Source organism: Paraburkholderia caffeinitolerans, from assembly GCF_902859945.1.
Lineage (GTDB): Bacteria > Pseudomonadota > Gammaproteobacteria > Burkholderiales > Burkholderiaceae > Paraburkholderia > Paraburkholderia caffeinitolerans.
On record NZ_CADIKL010000007.1, the window covers coordinates 210,313 to 230,422 of the forward strand.

Consider the following 20,110-nt stretch of genomic DNA (forward strand, 5'->3'; position numbering starts at 1 on the left):
CCTTCATGAAAGCGATGTTGCCTGTTCGAGCGATTGCGCGGCGTGTGTTGCCTGTGCCGCCTGTGTCGCCTGTGCCGCGCGCGCCGATTGCCGCGCTAGCCCAAGCGCTCCGCCTGGCGCTGTTCGCGTGCGTCCTGTTTTGTCTCGCGATAGGCGGCCCCGCGCGCGCAGGGCAACCCGACGCGGCGCAGTCCTCCGGACCATCGTCCCACGCACCGCTCCAATCGGGCCTTGCGGCCGATTTTTCTACGCCGGCGAGCGAGCCGGGTGTTTTTCCAAAGGTACTCACCGTGGGCGTCGTCGCGGGAGGCTGGCCGCCGCTCGAGCTGCACGAAGGCAACACTTTGAGCGGCTTCAGCGCCGACTATCTGCGGCTCGTCGTTGGTTCGCGGGTGAAGCTCGTGCCACGCGTCTACCCCAATATGACCGCGTTGCTCGCTGGCGCGTGCGCCGCTGAATTCGATGTGGTCATGAGCCTTGCGCGCAACGTCCAGCGAGAGCGCTGCCTCGCGTTCACTGTGCCTTATCTGAGCGGCAATGTTGCACTCGTCACGCGTGTGGGCAACGAGGCTATCGCCATCATGCCCAACCGCTTCGCCCGAGCGCGCATCGCCGTCGAGAACGGCTATGCCCTCGAACAGCTGTTGCGCGAGCGCTTTCCGCAAGCGGAAATACTTGCGTTCACCGACACGAGCCTGGCCATGCACGCCGTCGCGCAGGGCAGCGCCGACGTCTACGCGGGTTTCGCGCCCGTCGTGCGCTATCAACTCACCCGCCACAACGACTACCGCGGGTTGCGCGTCGCCTATGAGGAGCGCATCAAGGTGCGCGAGCTGCGCTTCGCCGTGCCGGTTTCGAAGATGGCGTTGCGTGATCGGTTGAATCTGGCCGCAGGCGGTGTGCGGCCAGCCGTGGCGGCTGCGTTGCGGGCGCGCTGGCTCGACAGTGCCGAGGGTGCCGAGGGTGCCGGATTCGGCGCGGAGCGGCGTTCGCCGCCGTTCGTCCTCGACGCCGGCGAGCGCGCATGGCTGCGTTCGCTGCCGCCGTTGAAGGTGGGGGTCGACTTGGACTGGCTGCCGTTTAGCCATGCGAGCCGACGCGGGGAGGTCTCGGGCATGGCGAACGACTACCTCAACTATCTGAGCCGCAAGCTGGGCGTGACGTTCGAGCGCGTGCCGGCAACCAGCTGGCTGGATGCGGATAGCTCGTTCCAGCGTGGCGAATTCGCCTTGCTGGCGACCACAGTGGGTGACGGCGGATTGCCCGCCGACACGCTTTATACCCAGGCCTTCGAACGCTATCCGCTCGTGATCGTTGGCCGCCGCGACGAGCCGATGGCGCGCAGCCTGAACGATTATGCTGGTCGCCGGGTAGTGCTGGCGCCGCACGCACCGGCGGCGCAGGTGCTGTTTGGCGAGAGCCAGCCCATGAGCACGGTGCGCGCCGACACGCTCGCCCAAGGGCTCGCGCTGGTCCAGCGCAATGACGCGGACTTGCTGGTGGGCGATGCAGCGGCACTCGACGGGCCGCTCAGCCGCCAGTACCTCGAATCGCTCAAGGTGGTGGGGGCGATTGGCAAAGATGGAGCGATGGCCTTCGCGGTGCGCACCGATCTCGCGCCGCTCAAGGTCCTCATCGACCGCGCGCTCGACGCGATGTCGCCCGTCGAGCAGCAGGAGATTCGCAACCGCTGGACGGCCGTGGCCGCCGAGCGCAGCGGCGGGTGGAGCGTCAATGCGCTCAGGCTCTTGCCGCTTCTGATCGCGTTCGGCGTGGTGCTGCTCGTCACGCTGCGGGCCTATATGCTCCTGCAGCGCGAAATGCGCCGCCGCCGGCGCGCAGAGCACGTGCTCGCGAAGCAGGTCGAGTTGCAAGACACCATGACGGAGATGATTCCGTACCCGCTGGGTGTGCGCGACCTCGAAAACCGTTACCTGTCGGTGAACCGTGCATACGAAGAGATGACCGGCGTGCGGCGCGGCGAGGTGCTTGGCCGCACGGGAGCCGCGGTGGCGGCGTGGGGCGCGGAAAACAGCCTGCGCGTGGACGATCTCTACAGAAAGACGCTCGAAGAGCGCAAGGGCCAGCGCGTCGAGTTCGTGTTCGATGGCCCCGGCAGCACCAGCGCCCCAGAAGCCGGCAAACGTCACGGCATTTTCTGGACGCGCCTGTGCCGCGACGCGCGCGGCGCGCCGCTGTGCGTGCTCGGCACGATGATCGACATCACCGAGATTCGTCGCGCCGAAATGCGCGCGCGGGCGTCCGAGCGGCTGCTTTCTGACGTCACGCGCTCGCTGCCCGCGATCGTGTTCCAGCTGCGGCGCGGCACCGATGGCCGCTACGCATTCCCCTACCTCGGCGGCGACACGCAGCGCTTGCTCGGCGACGCCGCCGCGCAGTTGATGCGCGCGAGCGCGCTCGATCTTGCGCGGGTGAATCGGCGCGACCGCGCACGGCTTGCCGCGGCGCTCGAGCGCTCGGCGCGTTTGCTGACGCCGGTGAACACCGAGTTCCGCTTCCACGGCGCGGCGGGATTGCTCTGGGCGCGCGCGGAATTCGTGCCGCGGCGCGGCGAAGACGGCACAGTGGTCTGGAGCGGCTACGCGGTGGATGCGAATGTCGAACACGCCCGTGCCGACGAGCTCGCGCGCGCGCGCGACCTTGCCGAGGCCGCGTCGCGCGCCAAGGACGACTTTCTTGCGATGATGAGTCACGAGATCCGCACGCCCATGAACGGCGTGCTCGGCCTCGTTGAGGTGCTCGAACGTACGCCGCTCAATCCCGATCAGACGCAGATGGTCGGCATGGTGCACGAGTCGGCGGGCGCGCTTTTGCAGATTCTCGACGATCTGCTCGACTACTCGAAGATCCAGGCCGGGCGCCTCGCGATTGCTTCGGAACCGTTCGACATGCGCGAGCTCGTCGACAACGCCGTGGGCTTGCTGGCGGGGCGGGCGCACGAGAAGGGACTCAAGATGCGCGTGGATGTCGCGGCCAGCGTAGGGGCGCTGCTGCGCGGCGATAGCGTGCGTTTGCGGCAGATTCTGTTCAACGTGCTCAGCAATGCGATCAAATTCACGCTCCATGGGGAGGTGAGCGTAAGCGTGACGGCGCGCGATGTGGCGAGTGCGCGCGGCAAGCCTCGGCGCCAGCGTGTTTCGATCACGGTGGCTGATACGGGCATCGGCATTGCGCCCGAGGCGCAGGCCCAGCTTTTCGAGCCGTTCGTGCAGGCGGAAACCTCCACTACGCGGCGCTTCGGTGGCACCGGACTCGGCCTCACGATCAGCCGCAAGCTCGCGGCCTTGATGGGCGGCACGCTCGAGTTACGCAGCGAAATCGGCAAGGGCACCAGTCTCAAACTGCATATCGAATTGCCGCTCGAAGCGCAGGCCGGTCACGCGAACGCCCTGCGCGGCAAGCGCGCGCTCGTGGTTTGCGACGATGTCCGCGTGGCCGGCGCGCTCATGCATTTCGGCGTGTCGCTCGGCATGAAGATGACGCGCATCGAGTCGAGTCCGCGTGGCCAGGCTGCCATGCGCAAGCTGGTGGCTCATGGCGGCGTCGATCTCGTGTTCGTCTCGGAGATGCTCGCGGGCGTGCTCGACGGGTTGGGCGTGCCGGTCGTCCGTCTGACCGAGAATCCCAAGCCGAGCGGCTACCGGGTGGTGGAGAGCGGCGTGCGGGTGAGCGTCAATCCGCTTTCGTGGCGTGGCCTGGGCGCAGCTTGTGCGATGGCGCTCACCGGCCTGCCCGCGGTTGCTGTGCGGCCCGCGCAGGTGGCGGAAGCCGCGCTCGCGGCACCCGATCGCGAGAAGGAACGCGCTGCAGGGCGTCTGATTCTCGTCGCCGAGGATCACCCGGTGAATCAGGAGCTGATCCGCCATCAGCTTGCGCTGCTCGGCTTTGCGTGCGACGTGGTCGACGATGGCGCGCAGGCGCTCGAGGCGCTGGAGAAGGAACGCTACGGCTGTTTGATAACCGATTGCCATATGCCGAATGTATCGGGCTATGACCTCGCGCGGCGGGTGCGCGAGATCGAAGCGGCCGAGGCGCGCAAGACGGGCAAGGCTGCGGGCGCGACGCCGCGTCTGCCGATTCTCGCCATCACGGCGAACACCGCACCCGAAAACTTGCGCTTGTGTCGCGAGGCAGGCATGGACGAGTGCCTCATCAAGCCCACGCGCGTCGCGACGCTGCGTGACCAGCTCGCGCGCTGGTTCGGCGTGGAGAACGCGCTGCGTGTTGCGCAGGAGCAAGCCGCGCCGTGTCCACGCCCCGGCGCCGGAACGCGCGACGAGGCGGTGATGTCGGATGATGCCGGCGAAACGGGCGCGGCCGCGCCGCTCGATCTCGCGCATATGATCGAGGTGTGGGGCAGCGAGGCGACGGTGAAGACATTGCTGGGCTCGTTCGTCAGCGCGATGCGCGACGATCTGGATTTGCTGCCGGAGTTGCTGAAGGACATCGACATCGCGCGGCTGCGCGAATGGCATCACCGGCTCGCGGGTGCGGTGGGCGTGCTGCACTATCCGGCGCTGCTCGCCGTGCTCGAAACCTGGCGCGCTCACATGAACACGCATACGCCGGAACAATTGCGCGAGGAAGGGTTCGCGCTCATCCGCACCTGTCACGCGATGCTCGACGGCATCGAGCAGCAGGCCGCGTTGCTCGCCTGAGCGCTCCGCATGCAATCAAGTCGAGCCACGGGCACAAAGCCGGCGAAAAAAACGCGGCTGAAGCCGTGTAAAAAAAACGCGGCCGAAGCCGCGTTCAAGGTTGGAGACCCTTCGATGAAGAGTCACTTCTCGCAGAAGAAATCATAGTTCGCACGCCGGCAGAAATCGAGATAAAAACGATCAATTAATTATTACCGGATATATCGGTAATCGTCTGGCAAGAAGCGTCCCGGCTGCGGAACCACTCGACGGTGAAGTCCACGAACGTTCGCGTTTTCGCAGGGACGTGGCGTCGCCCGGGATAGACGAGCGAGAGTTCTTTATCGGCGTCGCGAATCTCGTAGTCGTCGAGCACGCGCACGAGCGAACCCTGCGCGAGGTCGATGTCCACCTGGTTTGCCGGCAGGATTGTGATGCCCATGCCCGCGAGTGCTGCCTGGCGCAGCATCACCGAATTGTTGACGGCATAGGCCGGCTCGATCCGCACCACCTCGCGCACGCCTTCCGCGTTCGCGAACTGCCATTCGTTGCCGTGAATGTCGGTGGACGGCGCAAGCAGCGTATGGTGCGTGAGTTCTGCCGGGTGACGCGGCGCGCGGCGGCCGTCCAGGTAAGCGGGCGAGGCCACCGCAACCGGCGTGACCGACACAAGCGGACGCCGGATCAGCGTGCCGCCGCTGACCTGGCGCGGCGCGACAATGCCCACGTCGAAGCCTTCTTCGATGAGATCGACGGGGCGGTGCAGCAGCGTGAGCGTGAGCCGGACCTGTGTGAATGCGGCGAGATACTGCTTGAGCAGCGGCGTGAGGTCATGCAGTGAGAACGAGGCGTGCGCGACCACGCGCAGTGTGCCCGAGGGCACCGACACGCCGTGCGCGATCTGCGTTTCGACGCGCTCCAGGTCTTCGAGCATGTGGCGGCACGCCTGGGCGTACGCGTTGCCTGCTTCGGTCAGCGAAATGCTGCGCGTATTGCGGTTGATGAGGCGTGTGTGAAGATGCGCCTCCAGCAGCGCGACATAGCGCGTGACAACGGCGTTCGAAAGATCGAGGCTCGCCGCGGCGCGACCGAACGAGCCGTGTTCGGCGACGCTCACGAATACGCGCATCGCCTGGAGCTGATTCATTGTTTTGGGCCGCATCGACATGGGACGGACGGGATTGGCTGCGTTGGAGCGATATTCGCCTGCGTACAAATGACGCTCGGTGCAGGACTGCGACGCGAGCGTTGCCGGATAGTACCGACAGGGAATGCCCCAAGGAATGAGACTGCTCCTAAACCGTTAATTGTCTTGAATTAATTATGTTGCCAGGCGGCAACGCTATATCGGGATAGTGCGTAATCAACGCTCGCGCGCGTGAATTCAAGATTAAGTGCGGGCGTTGAGGAGCAAGCGATTGCGGCGAGCGTCACGGCAGTATTCGACTTAATCGAAAAAACTTTTGCCATGGAGTGGGATGGCTGGCTTAAAAGTGACGCCAATAAACTTTGGCCTGCGTATCAATGCGGCGCCAACGTTTCTGGTGCTGCGGGATCAAGCGAGCCGGCGTGTTGCCGGCGACGGCGTCTATTTTTGCCGAAAGGCTTTGCATCGAAGGAAGCATATGAAAAAGAGTCTGGCTATCGCGGCCGCAGTTGCCGCGACTTTCGCATCGGCGTCGTACGCGCAAAGCAGCGTGACGCTCTACGGCATCGTCGATGCCGGCTTCACCTACACGACCAACGTTGATGGCAACGCCAAGTACGCTCTGGGCAGCGGCAACCTTCAGCAGAGCCGCTGGGGCCTGCGCGGCGCGGAAGATCTCGGTGGTGGCCTGAAGACGATCTTCACCCTCGAAAGCGGTTTTAACGTCGCCAACGGCCAGCAGAATGGCGGCCTGTTCAACCGTCAGGCTTTCGTTGGCCTCACGCACGACCAGTACGGCACGCTGACGCTCGGCCGCCAGTACGACTCCGTGGTCGACTACCTTGGCCCGCTCATGGCTGTCGGCACGTGGGGCGGTACGTACACGGCGCACGTGGGCGACAACGACAACGGCAATGCCACGTTCTCGCTGAACAACGCGGTCAAGTACACCAGCCCGAATCTCTCGGGTTTCCAGTTCGGTGGCGCGTATGCGTTCTCGAACCAGGCAGGCTTCGCGAACAACCGCGCGTATAGCGCCGGCATGAGCTATGCCAACAGCGGCCTGCGTGTCGCGGCGGCTTACCTGCAGGCCAACAATGCGGGCGTCCTGAACAATCCCAACGGTGCGGTCACCAACGACCAGTTTGGCCTGAGCGCCCAGCGTGCGCGCGTTTGGGGCGGTGGTGTGAGCTATACGTATGGTCCGGCCGTTGGTGGCGTGGTGTTCACGCAATCGCGCCTGAACGGCTTGAACGACAATCTGTCGATCCGCTACAACAACATCGAAGCCAACGTGCACTACAACCTGACACCGGCACTCGGCATCGGCGCGATGTACACGTACACCAACGCCAACGGCTCGCTGCTCTCCAGCGAAGGCGGTGGTCGTACCGCACACTGGAACCAGTTCGGTCTGCAAGCCGACTACGCGCTCTCGAAGCGCACGGACGTGTACCTCGAAGGCGTGGGCGTGTGGGGTGCCGGCCAGGCTGCGGTGGGTACAACGCAAGTCGGTTTCCAGGGCGCGGACAACTACTCGTCGTCGAAGAACCAGGGCATCGTCACGACCGGTATCCGTCACCGCTTCTAATGACGGGGGCGGCCCGGCTTCTGGCTGGGCCGCGGAATCCATTACGAAGTAAAGGTGTAGAAGGTAGTACTTGGGTTAAGAGCGCCGCTCGCGGCGCTCTTTTTTTCGTCCCGCACTTTTCGTTCCGATGTTTTCACGGCTGTCGATCGTGCTGGATCGGACGCCCTTGCCGGATTTGCTCTAGCATGTGATGAGGTGGCTGCCGCCAGATGGTGCAGCGCGCCACAACAAACGGAGAACTCCCATGAAAGCGCTTCGTCCGCTGCAGCTTGCTCTCGCCTTGTGTGTCCTTGCTTCCAGTGCCGCGTTTGCCGACACCGTTGCGCTAAAGGCCGATCTCGAACCCTCCAGCGAAGTACCGCCGCGCGTGAGCCAAGGTCACGGCATGCTCAACGCCACGTTCGACACCTCAACGAAAGCGCTGAACTGGACCGTCACTTACGAAGGCCTGTCGGGGCCGGTGGCTGCTGCGCATTTCCATGGTCCCGCGCCAGTCGGCCAGAACGCGAACGTACAGGTGCCGATTCCGAAGGGTGAACTCGCCAGCCCGATCAAGGGTTCCGCAACGCTCAACGAAAAGCAGGTCACCGATCTGATGGCCGGCCAGTGGTATTTCAACATTCATACGCAACAGAACCCGTCCGGCGAAATTCGCGGGCAGGTGCTGCCGGCGAATTGAACTTCCGTAGGGTCGCGCAGCGAGCGCATTGCGGGGGGCCGTGCCCATGAGTCTGCAAAGCAGATTGATCTGCTGGTTCTTGCGCCGCAGCTTTCTTCCGGCGACGCGCGGCCCGATCGATGTTGCGCGCGTACGCGCGCAAACCGCGAAGCGCGTGTGGCTGCCGCAGGTCCCCAAGGGCTGGCAATTGCGTGAGCAGTATCGAGCCGTCGACGCGCGTGATGCTGCCGATGCCCCGTCGAGTGGCGAATGGCTCGTGCGCGAGGGTGGGGCGCCGCGCACGATCCTCTATTTGCATGGCGGCGGTTATTACTTCTGCTCGCCGAAGACGCACCGTGCCATCACCTTCGGCCTCGCTACTCGCGCCGAAGCGGACCTCTTTTCGCTCGACTATCGCCTTGCGCCCGAGCATCCGTTTCCGGCGGCGCTCGACGACGCGGTGGCCGCTTATCGGCGCTTGCTGGCCGATGGTGCGCGTGCCCAGTCGCTCGTGATCGCGGGCGATTCGGCGGGCGGCGGGCTCGCGCTTGCCACGCTCGTCGCATTGCGCGACGCCGGCGTTCCGCTGCCGGCCGGCGCGGTGCTCTATTCGCCGTGGACCGACCTCGCGGCCACGGGCGCATCAATACGCGAAAATGACGGGCGCGATCCCATGTTTTGCGGCGACGTGTTCGCGCGCGTTGCGCCGCTCTACCTCGGCGAGGCGAGCGCGACCGATCCCTATGCTTCGCCGGTTTACGCCGATCTCCACGGCTTGCCGCCGCTCTTCATGCTGGCGGGCAGCACCGAAACGCTGCTCGACGACACGCGCCGGGTCGCGGAACGTGCCCAGGCCGCTGGCGTGAGTGTCGAGTGCGGGATCGGGCGCGATCTGCCGCATGTCTGGCCAATTTACGCGCCGTTCATGCCCGAGGCGCGACGTGCGCTGGACGACACCGCGCGCTTCGTGAAGCGCGTGACGACGGCGGACGACACCGCCCGCGCGCAGAAGAGCGCGCCCCTGCAAGCGGAGTCTGGGGCGGATGCGCAGTTGAGCACGCCGTCGAGCGCACATTGAGCGGCTCAATCGAGCGTGACGTCGATCTCTTCGTAGGCCGCGCGGACGGCGGCCTCGCCGTAGCGGCGCTCGAGCCTGCGCACGGTGAAATGGCCGTGCGCGACGTTCTGGAAGTGATCGATGAACACGGTGTTCACCATGGCGCCGAGCACCGCGCCGATGGCCGGAATCGACTTCGCGGCCACCTGTTCGCTGACCTGCACGGAAAAGCGCGCGGCCACGGTCTGCATGAGCTTGAGCAGCGCGGTCGAGCCGTGCGCCGCGAAGCCCTTGGTCGCCATCTCCGATGACGCTTTCGATACCGCCTGCGCTAGTGCGCCGCGCACGATGAAATAGCCGAAGTCGGCTTCGTCGTCGGCGGTCGAGCGTCCGCCCATGCCGAACACGGTCAGGCACTGGAGTTGAGTGTCGGCGCTCGCGAGGTCTTCGCCTTCGCTGCGCGCGATGTCGCAAATCGAGCGGAACATCAGCGTCGTCGTGACGGGTAGCTCCACCGGCAACGCGAACAAGCCGAACGCGCCGCCCGCCGCGCCCGTCGTGGCGACCGCGAACTTGTGCAGCAGGTTGCTCGGTTTCGTGCCCGGCTTTTCTCCCTGCTTTGCGATTGATGTTGCGATTTGGGTCGATTCCGTGGCCGCGCCCGCGCCCGCGACAGCGATCTCGGGCGTCCGCTCACCGGGCTTGCCGAGTGTCTTGAGCGCAAGCTGCAGGCATTTGCGCAGCGCCGCCTGGGTGGCGTCGTTGACCTTGTCGTTGGCCATGGCGGGGAGCTTCGCGATCAGTTTCTCGACCGGCGCACCCACGATCGCGGCGAGCTTCATGCCGAGCGGCGGCGTTTCCAGTTCGTGCTTCGCGCGCCTGAGCGCGGCAAGATCGGCTTCGGAAAAATCAGAATATGACCCCATAAATCTCCCTGGAAAACGGTTCGGCAAGCGCCGTTCGACACCCAGTGTAGAGGATCGCATCGTGCTATGATTTGAATTCTTTGACGTATCAATCATTGCAGGATCAAAAAATGGCCGTCCGTACTGCCGCCCATCACTCGAGCGGGCAGGTGCTGCCGTTCCGGGAGTCGCTGCTGGCGATGCTCGGCATTTCCTTCGTTAGCATGCTGGTCGCGCTGGACCAGACCGTGGTTGGCACCGCGCTGCCCACGATCGTCGCCGAGTTGCGCGGCTTCGAGCTTTACGCTTGGGTTGCCACGTCCTATCTGCTCGCCTCGGTCATCACCGTCCCCATTTTCGGTCGACTCGGCGACTATTACGGGCGCAAGCCGTTCGTGATCGCGTCGATCGTCGTCTTCACTGGCGCGTCGGTTCTATGCGGCGCGGCCAACAGCATGATGTTCCTCGTCCTCGCGCGCGGCCTGCAGGGCATCGGTGGAGGCATGCTGGTGGGCACGGCGTTCGCGTGCATCCCCGATCTCTTTCCCGATTCGGTTGTGCGCCTGAAATGGCAGGTGGTGATGAGTTCGGCGTTCGGCATTGCCAACGCGGTGGGGCCTTCGCTCGGCGGCTTTCTCACGCAGTATTACGGCTGGCGTTCGGTGTTCTATGTGAATCTGCCGGTCGGGTTGCTTTCGCTGTTCTTCGTCTGGCGGTATCTGCCGCACCTGCGTCACGTCGCGCACAAGGAGCGCATGCGGCTCGACTGGCCCGGCGCGCTGCTGATTGCGGTGACGCTCGGCAGCCTGCAGCTGTTCGTCGAACGGCTGCCCGCGCATGGGGTGACGTTTTCCGCGCTTGGCCTGCTCGTGCTGGCCGCAGCTTCGGGCTGGGCGCTGTGGCAGTGGGAGCGGCGCTGCCCGCAGGCGATCCTGCCCGTCGATATGTTCCGCAACGCGAGCCTCAATGCGCTCTTCAAGCTGGCGGTGCTGGGCGGCTTCACCATGTTCTCGCTGCTGTTCTACGCGCCGCTGCTGTTCCAGGGCGGCTTCGGCATGACGCCGAACGAGGCGGGCATGGTCATCACGCCGCTCGTGGTGTTCATCACGATCGGCAGCATCGCGAACGGACGCGTCGTCTCGCGCATCCGCAATCCGAACCGGATGCTCTACATCGGCTTTGGGATGCTTGCGTTCGCTTGCTTCGGGGTCGCGCTCGCCACGCACAACGCGCCGCGCTCGTTTCTGATGGCGCTCATGATCGTCGGCGGCATAGGGCTTGGCTTTGTGATGCCGAATCTCACGGTATTCGCGCAGCAGACCGCGGGCCGCGAGCATTTGGGCATTGCCACGGCGCTGCTGCAGTCGCTGCGCATGATTGGCGGGATGTTCGGCACTGCGCTGACCGGCACGATGGTCACGCAGCTTTACACGAGCGGCGTGCACAAGGCGCTGGACGCCGATCACGCGACGCACTGGTTCGCCCAGCTCGCCGATCCGCAGATTCTCATCAACCGCGACGCGCAGCACGTGCTGATTGGCGAACTCACGAAGGCTGGGCACAATGGCGCCCTGCTGCTGGAAGCCGCGCGCGAGGCGCTAGTAGGCGCGATTCATCTGGGGATCGCGCTGGCGGCGGTGATCGCGGTGGTGTCGATCTGGCAGACGCGGCGCGTGCCGCCCATCAGGCTTCAGCGCAAGGTTGAGCCCGTGATCCACGCCGATTAGGCGCGGGCGATGTCCGGGATTCACGCGGACTTTGCGCGGGCGTCGCGCGGGATGCAGAAAGCGGCAGTGATGCTTGGCACGTAAAGCAACGACACCTAGGGCACGGCATGTCAGGCACGCTGCCAGAGACAGGAAGACAGGCAGGAACACACAGCATGGAAACACAGGACCGCGTCGCCATCGTCCAGCAATTCGGACGAACCTATCGCACGTTCATGTCGGCGTTCGAGGCGCAGGTGGGGCATCCGCTGCCGCGCTGGCGCATTTTGATGGCGTTGCATGAGCAGAATGGCGAGTCGTCGCAAAAGCGGCTCGTCGAGCGTTTGCGCGTGGATCCGGGCGCGCTCACGCGGCAATTGAAGCCGCTGGAGGCGCTGGGCTGGATCGAGCGCAGCGCCGATGCGCGCGACAACCGCATTACCAATGTGCAGCTCACGCAGGCGGGGCACGACGCTGTCGAGGCGAGTCTGCCGCGGCGCAACGCATTCCTGAGCCAGACGATGTCGCTGCCCGACGATACGCTAACGGCGCTGTCGGGCGCACTGCGGATGATGGAAGAACGTATTAGCGTGGCGGTGGCGCAAGCCGATGCCGCTGAAGCGAAGGAAGGCGCCTAAAGAAGCCGCCTAAAGAAGCCGCTGAAGCCACCGGCCATCAGCCGGCCAGGCTGCAAGCGCCTGGCCGCTGTGAATCCTCAGTGAATCCGCAGTGAATCGAACCGTAGAACGATCAGAAGAACGTTTCGATCACTTCCGTCACACGATATTGCCCGTCGACCATCAGCACCTGGCGCCACCGGTCGAACGTGAGGCAGGGGTGCGAAATGTCGAAGCCGATCATGTCGCCGACCTTGATGTCCGCGTCGCCCGGAATCTGCAGATAGGCGTGCTGATCCATCATCTGGAAGACTTCCCAGCCCTCGTTCGCGGCGATCTCGCGCGGCATGGCGCCGCCGTCGCGCGACGGACGATAGTGGCGCGTCGGCTCCGGAAAGCCTGCATCGAACGCGGCGTCGCGCTTGCCGAAGCCGATGATCGCGCGGCCCGGTTCTGGAATCGACTGGACATAGGCCCATAGCTGGAGCGCCGGCAGGAGCGCCACGCCCATCTCGCGCGCGACCGGGTTGCGCGTGAGGATTTGCGATTGCGCCTGCTTGTAGACGCCCACGTCGTGCGTGAGATAGCAGCCGGGGCGCAGCACAACGTCGATCGTGCCTGCCTGCGTGCCTTTCGCGAATTCCTCGGCCACCACGTCGTACCATGCCGATCCCGCGCCCGAAAGCAGTGCCGGCGTACGCGAGAAGCGGCCAGCGGCGGCGAGCTCCTCGGTCACGTTGAGTGCGTCGCGCAAGAAGGTGCGCACCTCGCTTTCTTCCTTGAGGACGCCCTCGTAGATCTCCACGCCCGCGAGCTTGAGCGAGTCCGGGTAGCGCGCGATCGCGTCGATCACGGCGTGGCGTGCGTCCGCGTCACGCACGCCGGTGCGTCCGCGCGGCACGCCCAGTTCGAGCAGCACTTGCAGCGTGCGGTGCGAGGCGCGGAAGAATTCGCCCAGTTGCTCGACGCCTTCCACCGTATCCACGAGGCAGAAAAATTCGAAGTCGGGATCGCTCAGCAATTCGGCGATGATCGCCATGTTGTGGCGGCCCACGAGTTGGTTCGCCATCAGCACGCGCGTGATGCCGCCGCGATAAGCGGCGCGCGTCTGGTGCGCCGTGGCGAGCGTGATACCCCACGCGCCCGTTTCCATCTGGCGGCGAAACAGTTGCGGCGCCATCGTGGTCTTGCCGTGCGGCGCGAGCTTCACGCCGTAGCGCGTGACGAAGTCCTGCATCCACTTGAGGTTGTGCTCGACGCGGTCCGCATACAGGACCGCCGCCGGCAAGCTCACGTCTTCGGCGAGCAGATTCCATTCGAGGCGCGCCGCGTCGCCCAGCGGCACGCTTGCGCCCGGCAGGTTGCCAAGGCCCTTGCTGTTCGGGTCGATCGTTGCACTCTGATAGTTTGTAACTTTCATTTCCGTTCGCTCCATCTACTCTCCGTTGCGCCTGCCTGCAAGGGAAACTGCGTGTGCATCGCAGGTTCGGCGTTGACTTGGAGATAGTACACAAAGTACCATCTGTTCGGGAAATGTTATTTATTAACAGAACATGAATTCAGCCGCCGAACCGGGACGTTTCGACATCGTCGCCCGAATTGCGCAATGCGTGCCGGATCTGCGTCCGGCCGAGCGCGATGTCGCGGCCCTGATTCTCGACGACCTCGCCGCCGCCGCGCGGGCGAGCATCGGCGAGCTGGCGCGGCGCGCGGGCGTGAGCGTGGCCTCCGTCACGCGCTTCGCGAAGACGGTGGGCTGTCACGACGTGCGCGAACTCAAGCTGCGGCTCGCCCAGGCCGCGGCCGTGGGCGAGCGCTTCTTGCGCGCGGCTCAGGAAGAGGGCGGCGGCCGGGGCGCGGGCAAGGGCGGTTCCGGCAAACCGCGCCGAGGGTCGCCGGCGGCGCAGCCCGAAGAAGCGCTCGCCACGCGCGTCTACGACGAAATCCACGAGGCGCTCGCGCGCAATCACGAGCTGCTGCGCCAGGCGCCGTTCGCCGAGGCCGCCGCTGCGCTGGCCCAGGCGCGCATGATCTATGTGTTCGGCATGGGCGGCGGCTCCAGCGCGCTCGCCGACGAAATGCGCTTTCGCCTCGTGCGCCTCGGCCGCCCGGTCGCGTCGTATCAGGACAGTTTGCTGCAGCGGATGGTCGCAAGCACGCTATCGTCCGATTGTGTGGTGGTCGCGCTTTCCGTAACAGGGCGCGTGCCCGAGCTGCTCGATGCGTGCCGCATCGCGCGCGGCTATGGCGCGAAGCTGGTCGCGCTCACCGCGCCTGCGTCGCCGCTGGCCGCGCTGGCCGACTGGCTCGTGCCGCTCGTCGCGAGCGAGACCGATTTCATTTACAAGCCCTCGTCGTCGCGATACGCGATGATGATGGCGATCGACGTGCTCGTGACGGAGCTCGCGCTTGCGCAGCCCGAAGCGAGCCGCGAATTGCTGCGCCGCATGAAGCTCACGCTCGACACGCATCGCGGCATTGCCGGACGCGGCGGCGAGCGTCAACCGCTGGGCGATTGATGACCCTACTGCTTGGGGACGCGCGAGGCGCAAACGCCCCACGCACTATCGACAGGAGACTGTGACATGCATTCGCATCCGGAAGCCGCCGACACCCTGATCTTCGGCGCCACGTTGTACGACGGCACGGGCGCGCCGGGCGTCGAGCGCGACGTCGCGCTGCGCGACGGGCGCATCGCCGCCATCGGCAATCTGTCGAACTGGCTCGCAGAGGAAGTGATCGAGGCCAATGGGCGCGCGCTCGCGCCAGGCTTCATCGACGTCCATACGCATGACGACACGCACGTGATTCGCTCGCCGCAGATGCTGCCGAAGATCAGCCAGGGCGTGACCACGGTGGTGGTCGGCAACTGTGGGATCAGCGCTTCGCCGGTGTCGCTCAAGGGCGATCCGCCCGATCCGATGAATCTGCTCGGCGAGCGCGAGGCGTTCCAGTACCCGACCTTCGCGGCGTACGTCGACGCCGTGAACGCCGCGAAGCCCGCGGTGAACGTGGGCGCGCTGATCGGCCATACGGCGCTGCGCAGCAATCACATGGACGATCTCAAGCGCGCCGCCACCGGCGACGAGATCGCGGCGATGCGCGCGCAGCTCGAAGAGGCGCTCACGCATGGTGCGCTCGGACTCTCCACAGGCCTCGCGTATGGCAATGCCTTCGCGGCGTCGACTGAGGAAGTCGCCTCGCTCGCCGAACCGCTCGCCGTCGCTGGCGCGCTCTACACGACGCACATGCGCACCGAGTTCGACGCGATCCTCGAAGCCATGGAGGAGGCGTACCACATCGGCAAGCATGCGCGCGTGCCGGTGATCATTTCGCACCTCAAATGCGCGGGCCCGTCGAACTGGGGGCGCAGCGCGGAAGTGCTCGCGTCGCTCGAAGGCGCGCGCAAGTATCAGCCGGTGGGCTGCGATTGCTATCCGTACAGCCGCAGTTCGTCCACGCTCGACCTCAAGCAGGTGACGGGCGACATCGACATCACGATCACGTGGTCGACACCGCATCCCGAGCAGGCGGGCAAGCTCATCAAGGACATCGCGGCCGAATGGGGCGTCTCGCAACAGGAGGCCGGCAAGCGCCTGCAACCGGCCGGCGCGGTCTATCACAACATGTCCGAGGACGACGTGCGCCGCATCCTCTCGCATCCCGCGACGATGGTGGGCTCGGACGGCCTGCCGAACGACCCGCTGCCGCATCCGCGTTTGTGGGGCGCGTTCCCGCGCGTGCTGGGCCATTACGCGCGCGACGTCGCGCTGCTGCCGCTCGAAGAGGCGGTGCGCAAGATGACGGGTTTGTCGGCGCGGCGCTTCGGTCTCACGCAGCGCGGCGAAGTGCACGTGGGCTGGCATGCCGACCTCGTGCTGTTCGACCCCGCGAAGGTGCGCGATGCCGCGACCTTCGAGAAGCCGCAGCAGGTGGCCGAAGGCATCGACGCGGTGTGGGTGAACGGCGTGCTGTCGTACCGCGACGGCCAGCCCACCGGCGACCGCGCGGGCCATTTCGTTGCGCGGGGTACGCGCGACGCTGAGGTTTTCTAAGTTATTTTTTCGCACACATAGTTGCGACCCAAGCGAACTCAAAGGAGCAAACGATGAAACGAATTGGAGCAGAAGGCGGCAAGGGTCAGGGCGGACAGCATCTGCCGTTCGCGCGCGCGGTGGAAGCCGACGGCTGGCTGTATGTCTCTGGCCAGACGCCAATGGAAGGCGGCGAGGTGATCAACGGCGGCATCGTCGAGCAGTCGCACAAGACCATCCAGAATCTCTTCGCAATCCTGAAGGAAGCGGGCTATGGCGCGGAGCACGTGGTGCGCTGCGGCGTGTGGCTCGACGACGCGCGCGATTTCCAGTCGTTCAACAAGGTGTTCCGCGAGTACTTCGGCGAGCATCCGCCGGCGCGCGCCTGTGTGCAGTCGAGCATGGTGGTGGACTGCAAGGTCGAAGTCGATTGCGTCGCGTATAAGGCGCCGGCAGGGAAGTAATGCGGGCGGGAATGCTGCGCGAAAGCTGCTGATAGCTGCGCAAGAACCACGCAAAAACGGCCACCAGGTTATCTGGCGGCCGTTTTTTTATTCTCGTCGCCGCCGCGCGGCGTGCCTTGCGTGATGCGCAGTTCGATCTTCATGCCGGCGGCAACGGCCATATTGATGAGCGAGTCGAGCGAAAACAGTTCGATCTTGCCGCGCACGAGATCGGACACGCGCGGCTGCGTCACGCCGAAAAGCTCGGCCGCGCGTGCCTGGCTCATCTTGTTGCGCTTGATGTATTCCTCGAGCGCGATCATCAAATCGCATCGCAGCGTCATGTTCTGAGCGACTTCGGGCGTGTCCTCGATGGCGTCCCAAACGCTGTCGAATGTTTGAGTCTTCATAGTTCGGATTCCTCCTGTATCAGCGCTGCACGGTAGCGCTGCCTGGCAAGGGAAAGGTCGGTGAACGCCGTCTTTTCCGTTTTCTTCTTGAAACAGTGCAGCACGTGAATGGCATTGCGAATGCTTGCCGCATAGAGCACGCGAAACGCGCCGTGTTCGTCGCGAATGCGGATCTCGCGCACGCCTGGGCCCACGGGATTCATGGGCTTCCAGTTATGCGGGTCGAGCCCATGCTGGACGCGGCGCAGTTGCCGCCCCGCTTCGTTGCGCGTCTTCTCCGGAAAGCGCTTGAGATCGGTCAGTGCACTACCGCAAAACGCCAACGGCTTTACATTGCTGATTTTATACAAGATTTTATATGCATTCTAGAGGTTCGAACCACCCGACTAACACCGGGATGACATGGCTCAAGTCTCTGAATGGATGGATGTTTTCGCCCCCGATTGCATCAAGCGCGACCGCATTTCGACGCCCCGTTAGCCATCCTGCCAGGGGTGAAATTCCCAATATTTGAGCGACCCAATCACATATTGGAGATCGCGGAAAAACCGACCTACAATCCGATCCATCCGACATGTCGTGCCACACGCTTCGAACCAGGCGGGCGGTGAATGGCAAGTCGGCATAGCCCAGACAAAAACTCGCGGCCGCGCAAATCGCGCGGCTCAGCGGGCAAGAATCGGAGACGTCAGCCATGTTCCAGTCCGCGAAGCGCGCGGCCTTGTGCCGTCCACCGTCGCGCGTGAAAGCGCGTTCCTGCTTTTCGCACCAAGGTCCGCAGGCCGTCGTTTGACGCCGTGCGTTTATCCCCGTCTTTCTGATCGGCCTCGCCATGAACAAAGCGATGTCCCCGAATTTCGCCGAACGCTTCGCGAACGCCGAGGCCGCCCCGGCCGCTGAGTCGGCCGCGGACGCTTCCGTCGCCGCTGGCCGCGCGCAACCACAAGCCAAATCCCGTGCCGGTGCCGACGAAATCGTCGGCCTGCCGGGCGCGCTGCTCGACGGCTCGGCGCAAGCCGGCACACAGACGCTCTTGCGCGGCCTCGCCATTCTCGAAGCCGCCGCCGCCGGTGTGCGCGACTTGCGCTCGTTCGGCGCTGTGCTCGGCACGACGCGCAGCACCACGCACCGGCTTGTCTCGAGCCTCGTGCAGGCGCGTTATCTGCGCCAGGTGCAGGGCGGCTATCTGCTCGGGCCCAAGCTCATCGAACTCGGCACGATCGCGCTCGAGCAGATGCCGCTCACGGCCGTCGCGCGCACGCATCTCGAAGCGCTCGCCGACGCCACGCTCGACACCATCCACCTCGGCGTGCGCGATGGCGACGACGTGCTCTATATCGACAAGATTCCCGGCCAGCGCGGCCTCGAAATGCGCTCGCGGGTGGGGCACCGCATGCCGCTCGCGTCCACGGGCATCGGCAAGGCGATGATGCTCGACCTCTCGCCGCAGTCGTGGCGCGACCTGTTCGAGGCGTCGCGGCGCGCGCTCGCGGGCGTGAGCTTTCGCCCCGATCACAACCTCGATCCCGACACCTTTCTCAAGCGCATGGCCACGTACTCCGCGGGCGGCTACACGTTCGATCTAGAGGAGAACGAAATTTCGATCCGCTGCGTGGCCGCGCCGGTGCGTGACGCGTCGGGGGCGATCGTGGCGGCGCTGTCGGTGGCGAGCACGATTCCCTACATGCCGCTCGAACGCATGGACGAGCTGATCGCGGTCGTGCAGCGCGAGGCGCGCGCGATCTCGCAGGAGCTCGGCTGGCGCGTGCCGCAACCGGCAACGCGCAGGATCCGCCGATGAGCGCACACACGACGGCGGCACGCAAGGCGCAGGGCAAGCCGGCTGCGGCCAAGGCGAAGCAGGCCGCACTCATTGCGCTCGACTGGGGCACGACTTCGCTGCGCGCGTATTTGTTCGATGCGGCGGGCGAGGTGCTCGACACGCGCATCTCGACGGCCGGGATCATGAATTTGCCGGTGCCGGTCGAAGAGGGCGGCTTCGACGCCGCATTCGACGAGGCGTGCGGCGTGTGGCTCGCGCAGTCGAGCGCGCTGCCGGTGCTCGCGGCGGGCATGGTCGGCAGTGCCCAAGGCTGGGTGTCGGCGCCGTATGTGGAAACGCCCGCGGGCGAGGACGCGCTGGTGGCCGGCATCGCCAAGGTGCGCACGGCCAGCGGCGTGGAGATGGCCGTGGTGCCGGGCGTGCTGGAGCCGGGCGCGTTGCCCAATGTCATGCGCGGCGAGGAAACGCAGATCTTCGGCGCGCTGGGTGAGCGCGGTGAGCAGGCCGATGTGGCCAATCAACCGTCGAAGCAGCCCATGCAGCCCGCGCTGATCGGCCTGCCCGGCACGCACGCGAAATGGGTCGTGGTGGAGGGCGCGCGCATTGCGCGCTTCTACACCTTCATGACTGGCGAGGTCTACGCGGCGCTTACGGCGCACACGATTCTCGGCCGCACTATGAAGCGGCCCGCCGCGCCCGATACGGAGGCGTTCCTGCGCGGCGTGACGGTGGCGCGCGAACACGGTTGTGCGGGTGTGCTGGCGACGGCGTTCAGCACGCGCACGCTCGGCCTCACCGATCAGCTTGCCGCCGACGAGCAGCCCGACTATCTCTCGGGCCTCTTGATCGGTCACGAACTGGCGGGGCTCGACGCAGTGCTCGCGCGCCGCGACGTGGAACTCGCGGCATGCGCACCGCGGCTGATCGGCGCCGAAGCGCTGTGCGAGCGCTACCGGCTCGCGCTCGCGCAGTTCGGCTGCGGTGGTGTGGAAATCGTGCATCGGGCGACCGAGCGCGGGCTGTGGCGCATCGCGGTGCGCGCGGGCCTCGTTGCCCCGACGGACCAGACGAACCCAACGGCGTGAACCGCGCAGAACGCAA

General features: G+C 65.4%; 16 protein-coding genes. 11 read left to right on the forward strand and 5 right to left on the reverse strand.

All coding sequences use genetic code 11. The features are described 5' to 3' along the window. Positions 1-5 precede the first annotated feature (5 nt). On the forward strand, positions 6-4,679 hold the full coding sequence (locus tag HV773_RS09625) for an ATP-binding protein (RefSeq protein ID WP_246282256.1): 4,674 nt from the start codon (positions 6-8) through the stop codon (positions 4,677-4,679). Between the two features lie 184 nt (positions 4,680-4,863). On the opposite strand, the gene HV773_RS09630 is transcribed toward HV773_RS09625, so the two are convergent. Next, entirely contained in the window at positions 4,864-5,805 is a 942-nt protein-coding gene (locus HV773_RS09630) for a LysR family transcriptional regulator (protein WP_129561134.1), read from the reverse strand. 478 nt (positions 5,806-6,283) lie between these two features. Between HV773_RS09630 and HV773_RS09635 the strand changes: the two genes are divergently transcribed. From HV773_RS09635 to HV773_RS09645, 3 genes are all read left to right on the forward strand, one after another. Beyond that, positions 6,284-7,396 carry a porin gene (locus tag HV773_RS09635; RefSeq protein WP_129561135.1) on the forward strand — a complete coding sequence of 371 codons (1,113 nt, stop codon included), beginning with the start codon at positions 6,284-6,286 and terminating at the stop codon, positions 7,394-7,396. Positions 7,397-7,640: 244 nt separating this feature from the next. After that, complete coding sequence (locus HV773_RS09640; RefSeq protein ID WP_129561136.1) at positions 7,641-8,075, forward strand: CHRD domain-containing protein; 435 nt, start codon at positions 7,641-7,643, stop codon at positions 8,073-8,075. A gap of 46 nt (positions 8,076-8,121) precedes the next feature. After that, positions 8,122-9,132, forward strand: coding sequence for an alpha/beta hydrolase (locus tag HV773_RS09645; protein WP_129561137.1), 1,011 nt, complete (start codon positions 8,122-8,124; stop codon positions 9,130-9,132). Positions 9,133-9,137: 5 nt separating this feature from the next. Here HV773_RS09645 and HV773_RS09650 read toward each other — a convergent pair whose 3' ends face one another. Next, positions 9,138-10,037 carry an EcsC family protein gene (locus tag HV773_RS09650; protein WP_129561138.1) on the reverse strand — a complete coding sequence of 300 codons (900 nt, stop codon included), beginning with the start codon at positions 10,035-10,037 and terminating at the stop codon, positions 9,138-9,140. 110 nt (positions 10,038-10,147) lie between these two features. On the opposite strand from HV773_RS09650, the gene HV773_RS09655 reads away from it, so the two are divergent. Both HV773_RS09655 and HV773_RS09660 read left to right on the forward strand, forming a co-directional pair. Beyond that, positions 10,148-11,743 (forward strand): MDR family MFS transporter, encoded by a 1,596-nt coding sequence (locus HV773_RS09655; RefSeq protein WP_129561139.1) that lies wholly within the window; start codon positions 10,148-10,150, stop codon positions 11,741-11,743. Between the two features lie 155 nt (positions 11,744-11,898). Beyond that, entirely contained in the window at positions 11,899-12,360 is a 462-nt protein-coding gene (locus tag HV773_RS09660; RefSeq protein ID WP_129561140.1) for a MarR family winged helix-turn-helix transcriptional regulator, read from the forward strand. Positions 12,361-12,472: 112 nt separating this feature from the next. On the opposite strand, the gene HV773_RS09665 is transcribed toward HV773_RS09660, so the two are convergent. After that, the gene (locus HV773_RS09665; protein ID WP_129561141.1) at positions 12,473-13,759 is read right to left on the reverse strand and encodes an amino acid deaminase; all 1,287 of its coding nucleotides are present in this window, start codon (positions 13,757-13,759) and stop codon (positions 12,473-12,475) included. Between the two features lie 133 nt (positions 13,760-13,892). On the opposite strand from HV773_RS09665, the gene HV773_RS09670 reads away from it, so the two are divergent. The 3 genes from HV773_RS09670 (at position 13,893) to HV773_RS09680 (ending at position 16,837) form a co-directional block, all read left to right on the forward strand. Beyond that, the gene (locus tag HV773_RS09670) at positions 13,893-14,858 is read left to right on the forward strand and encodes a MurR/RpiR family transcriptional regulator (RefSeq protein ID WP_129561142.1); all 966 of its coding nucleotides are present in this window, start codon (positions 13,893-13,895) and stop codon (positions 14,856-14,858) included. A gap of 66 nt (positions 14,859-14,924) precedes the next feature. Then, complete coding sequence (locus tag HV773_RS09675) at positions 14,925-16,394, forward strand: N-acyl-D-amino-acid deacylase family protein (RefSeq protein WP_129561143.1); 1,470 nt, start codon at positions 14,925-14,927, stop codon at positions 16,392-16,394. A gap of 53 nt (positions 16,395-16,447) precedes the next feature. Further along, positions 16,448-16,837, forward strand: coding sequence for a RidA family protein (locus HV773_RS09680; protein WP_129561144.1), 390 nt, complete (start codon positions 16,448-16,450; stop codon positions 16,835-16,837). Between the two features lie 68 nt (positions 16,838-16,905). Here HV773_RS09680 and HV773_RS09685 read toward each other — a convergent pair whose 3' ends face one another. Next, the gene (locus HV773_RS09685; protein WP_129561145.1) at positions 16,906-17,226 is read right to left on the reverse strand and encodes a helix-turn-helix domain-containing protein; all 321 of its coding nucleotides are present in this window, start codon (positions 17,224-17,226) and stop codon (positions 16,906-16,908) included. Beyond that, entirely contained in the window at positions 17,223-17,576 is a 354-nt protein-coding gene (locus HV773_RS09690; RefSeq protein ID WP_281365261.1) for a type II toxin-antitoxin system RelE/ParE family toxin, read from the reverse strand. The genes HV773_RS09685 and HV773_RS09690 overlap by 4 nt, the downstream gene beginning before the upstream one ends. A gap of 482 nt (positions 17,577-18,058) precedes the next feature. Between HV773_RS09690 and HV773_RS09695 the strand changes: the two genes are divergently transcribed. Next, positions 18,059-19,027 (forward strand): IclR family transcriptional regulator, encoded by a 969-nt coding sequence (locus HV773_RS09695; protein ID WP_129561146.1) that lies wholly within the window; start codon positions 18,059-18,061, stop codon positions 19,025-19,027. After that, the gene (locus tag HV773_RS09700; protein WP_175194859.1) at positions 19,024-20,094 is read left to right on the forward strand and encodes a 2-dehydro-3-deoxygalactonokinase; all 1,071 of its coding nucleotides are present in this window, start codon (positions 19,024-19,026) and stop codon (positions 20,092-20,094) included. The genes HV773_RS09695 and HV773_RS09700 overlap by 4 nt, the downstream gene beginning before the upstream one ends. The last annotated feature ends 16 nt before the right edge of the window (positions 20,095-20,110 follow it).

Excerpts from the sequence above, each read along its gene's own strand:
- HV773_RS09625 (WP_246282256.1), top strand. The coding sequence starts at position 6 with ATGAAAGCGATGTTGCCTGTTCGAGCGATTGCGCGGCGTGTGTTGCCT.
- HV773_RS09645 (WP_129561137.1), top strand. The coding sequence starts at position 8,122 with ATGAGTCTGCAAAGCAGATTGATCTGCTGGTTCTTGCGCCGCAGCTTT.
- HV773_RS09695 (WP_129561146.1), top strand. The coding sequence starts at position 18,059 with ATGAACAAAGCGATGTCCCCGAATTTCGCCGAACGCTTCGCGAACGCC.
- HV773_RS09635 (WP_129561135.1), top strand. The coding sequence starts at position 6,284 with ATGAAAAAGAGTCTGGCTATCGCGGCCGCAGTTGCCGCGACTTTCGCA.
- HV773_RS09660 (WP_129561140.1), top strand. The coding sequence starts at position 11,899 with ATGGAAACACAGGACCGCGTCGCCATCGTCCAGCAATTCGGACGAACC.
- HV773_RS09680 (WP_129561144.1), top strand. The coding sequence starts at position 16,448 with ATGAAACGAATTGGAGCAGAAGGCGGCAAGGGTCAGGGCGGACAGCAT.
- HV773_RS09665 (WP_129561141.1), bottom strand. The coding sequence starts at position 13,759 with ATGAAAGTTACAAACTATCAGAGTGCAACGATCGACCCGAACAGCAAG.
- HV773_RS09650 (WP_129561138.1), bottom strand. The coding sequence starts at position 10,037 with ATGGGGTCATATTCTGATTTTTCCGAAGCCGATCTTGCCGCGCTCAGG.
- HV773_RS09655 (WP_129561139.1), top strand. The coding sequence starts at position 10,148 with ATGGCCGTCCGTACTGCCGCCCATCACTCGAGCGGGCAGGTGCTGCCG.
- HV773_RS09670 (WP_129561142.1), top strand. The coding sequence starts at position 13,893 with ATGAATTCAGCCGCCGAACCGGGACGTTTCGACATCGTCGCCCGAATT.
- HV773_RS09685 (WP_129561145.1), bottom strand. The coding sequence starts at position 17,226 with ATGAAGACTCAAACATTCGACAGCGTTTGGGACGCCATCGAGGACACG.
- HV773_RS09630 (WP_129561134.1), bottom strand. The coding sequence starts at position 5,805 with ATGAATCAGCTCCAGGCGATGCGCGTATTCGTGAGCGTCGCCGAACAC.
- HV773_RS09640 (WP_129561136.1), top strand. The coding sequence starts at position 7,641 with ATGAAAGCGCTTCGTCCGCTGCAGCTTGCTCTCGCCTTGTGTGTCCTT.
- HV773_RS09675 (WP_129561143.1), top strand. The coding sequence starts at position 14,925 with ATGCATTCGCATCCGGAAGCCGCCGACACCCTGATCTTCGGCGCCACG.
- HV773_RS09700 (WP_175194859.1), top strand. The coding sequence starts at position 19,024 with ATGAGCGCACACACGACGGCGGCACGCAAGGCGCAGGGCAAGCCGGCT.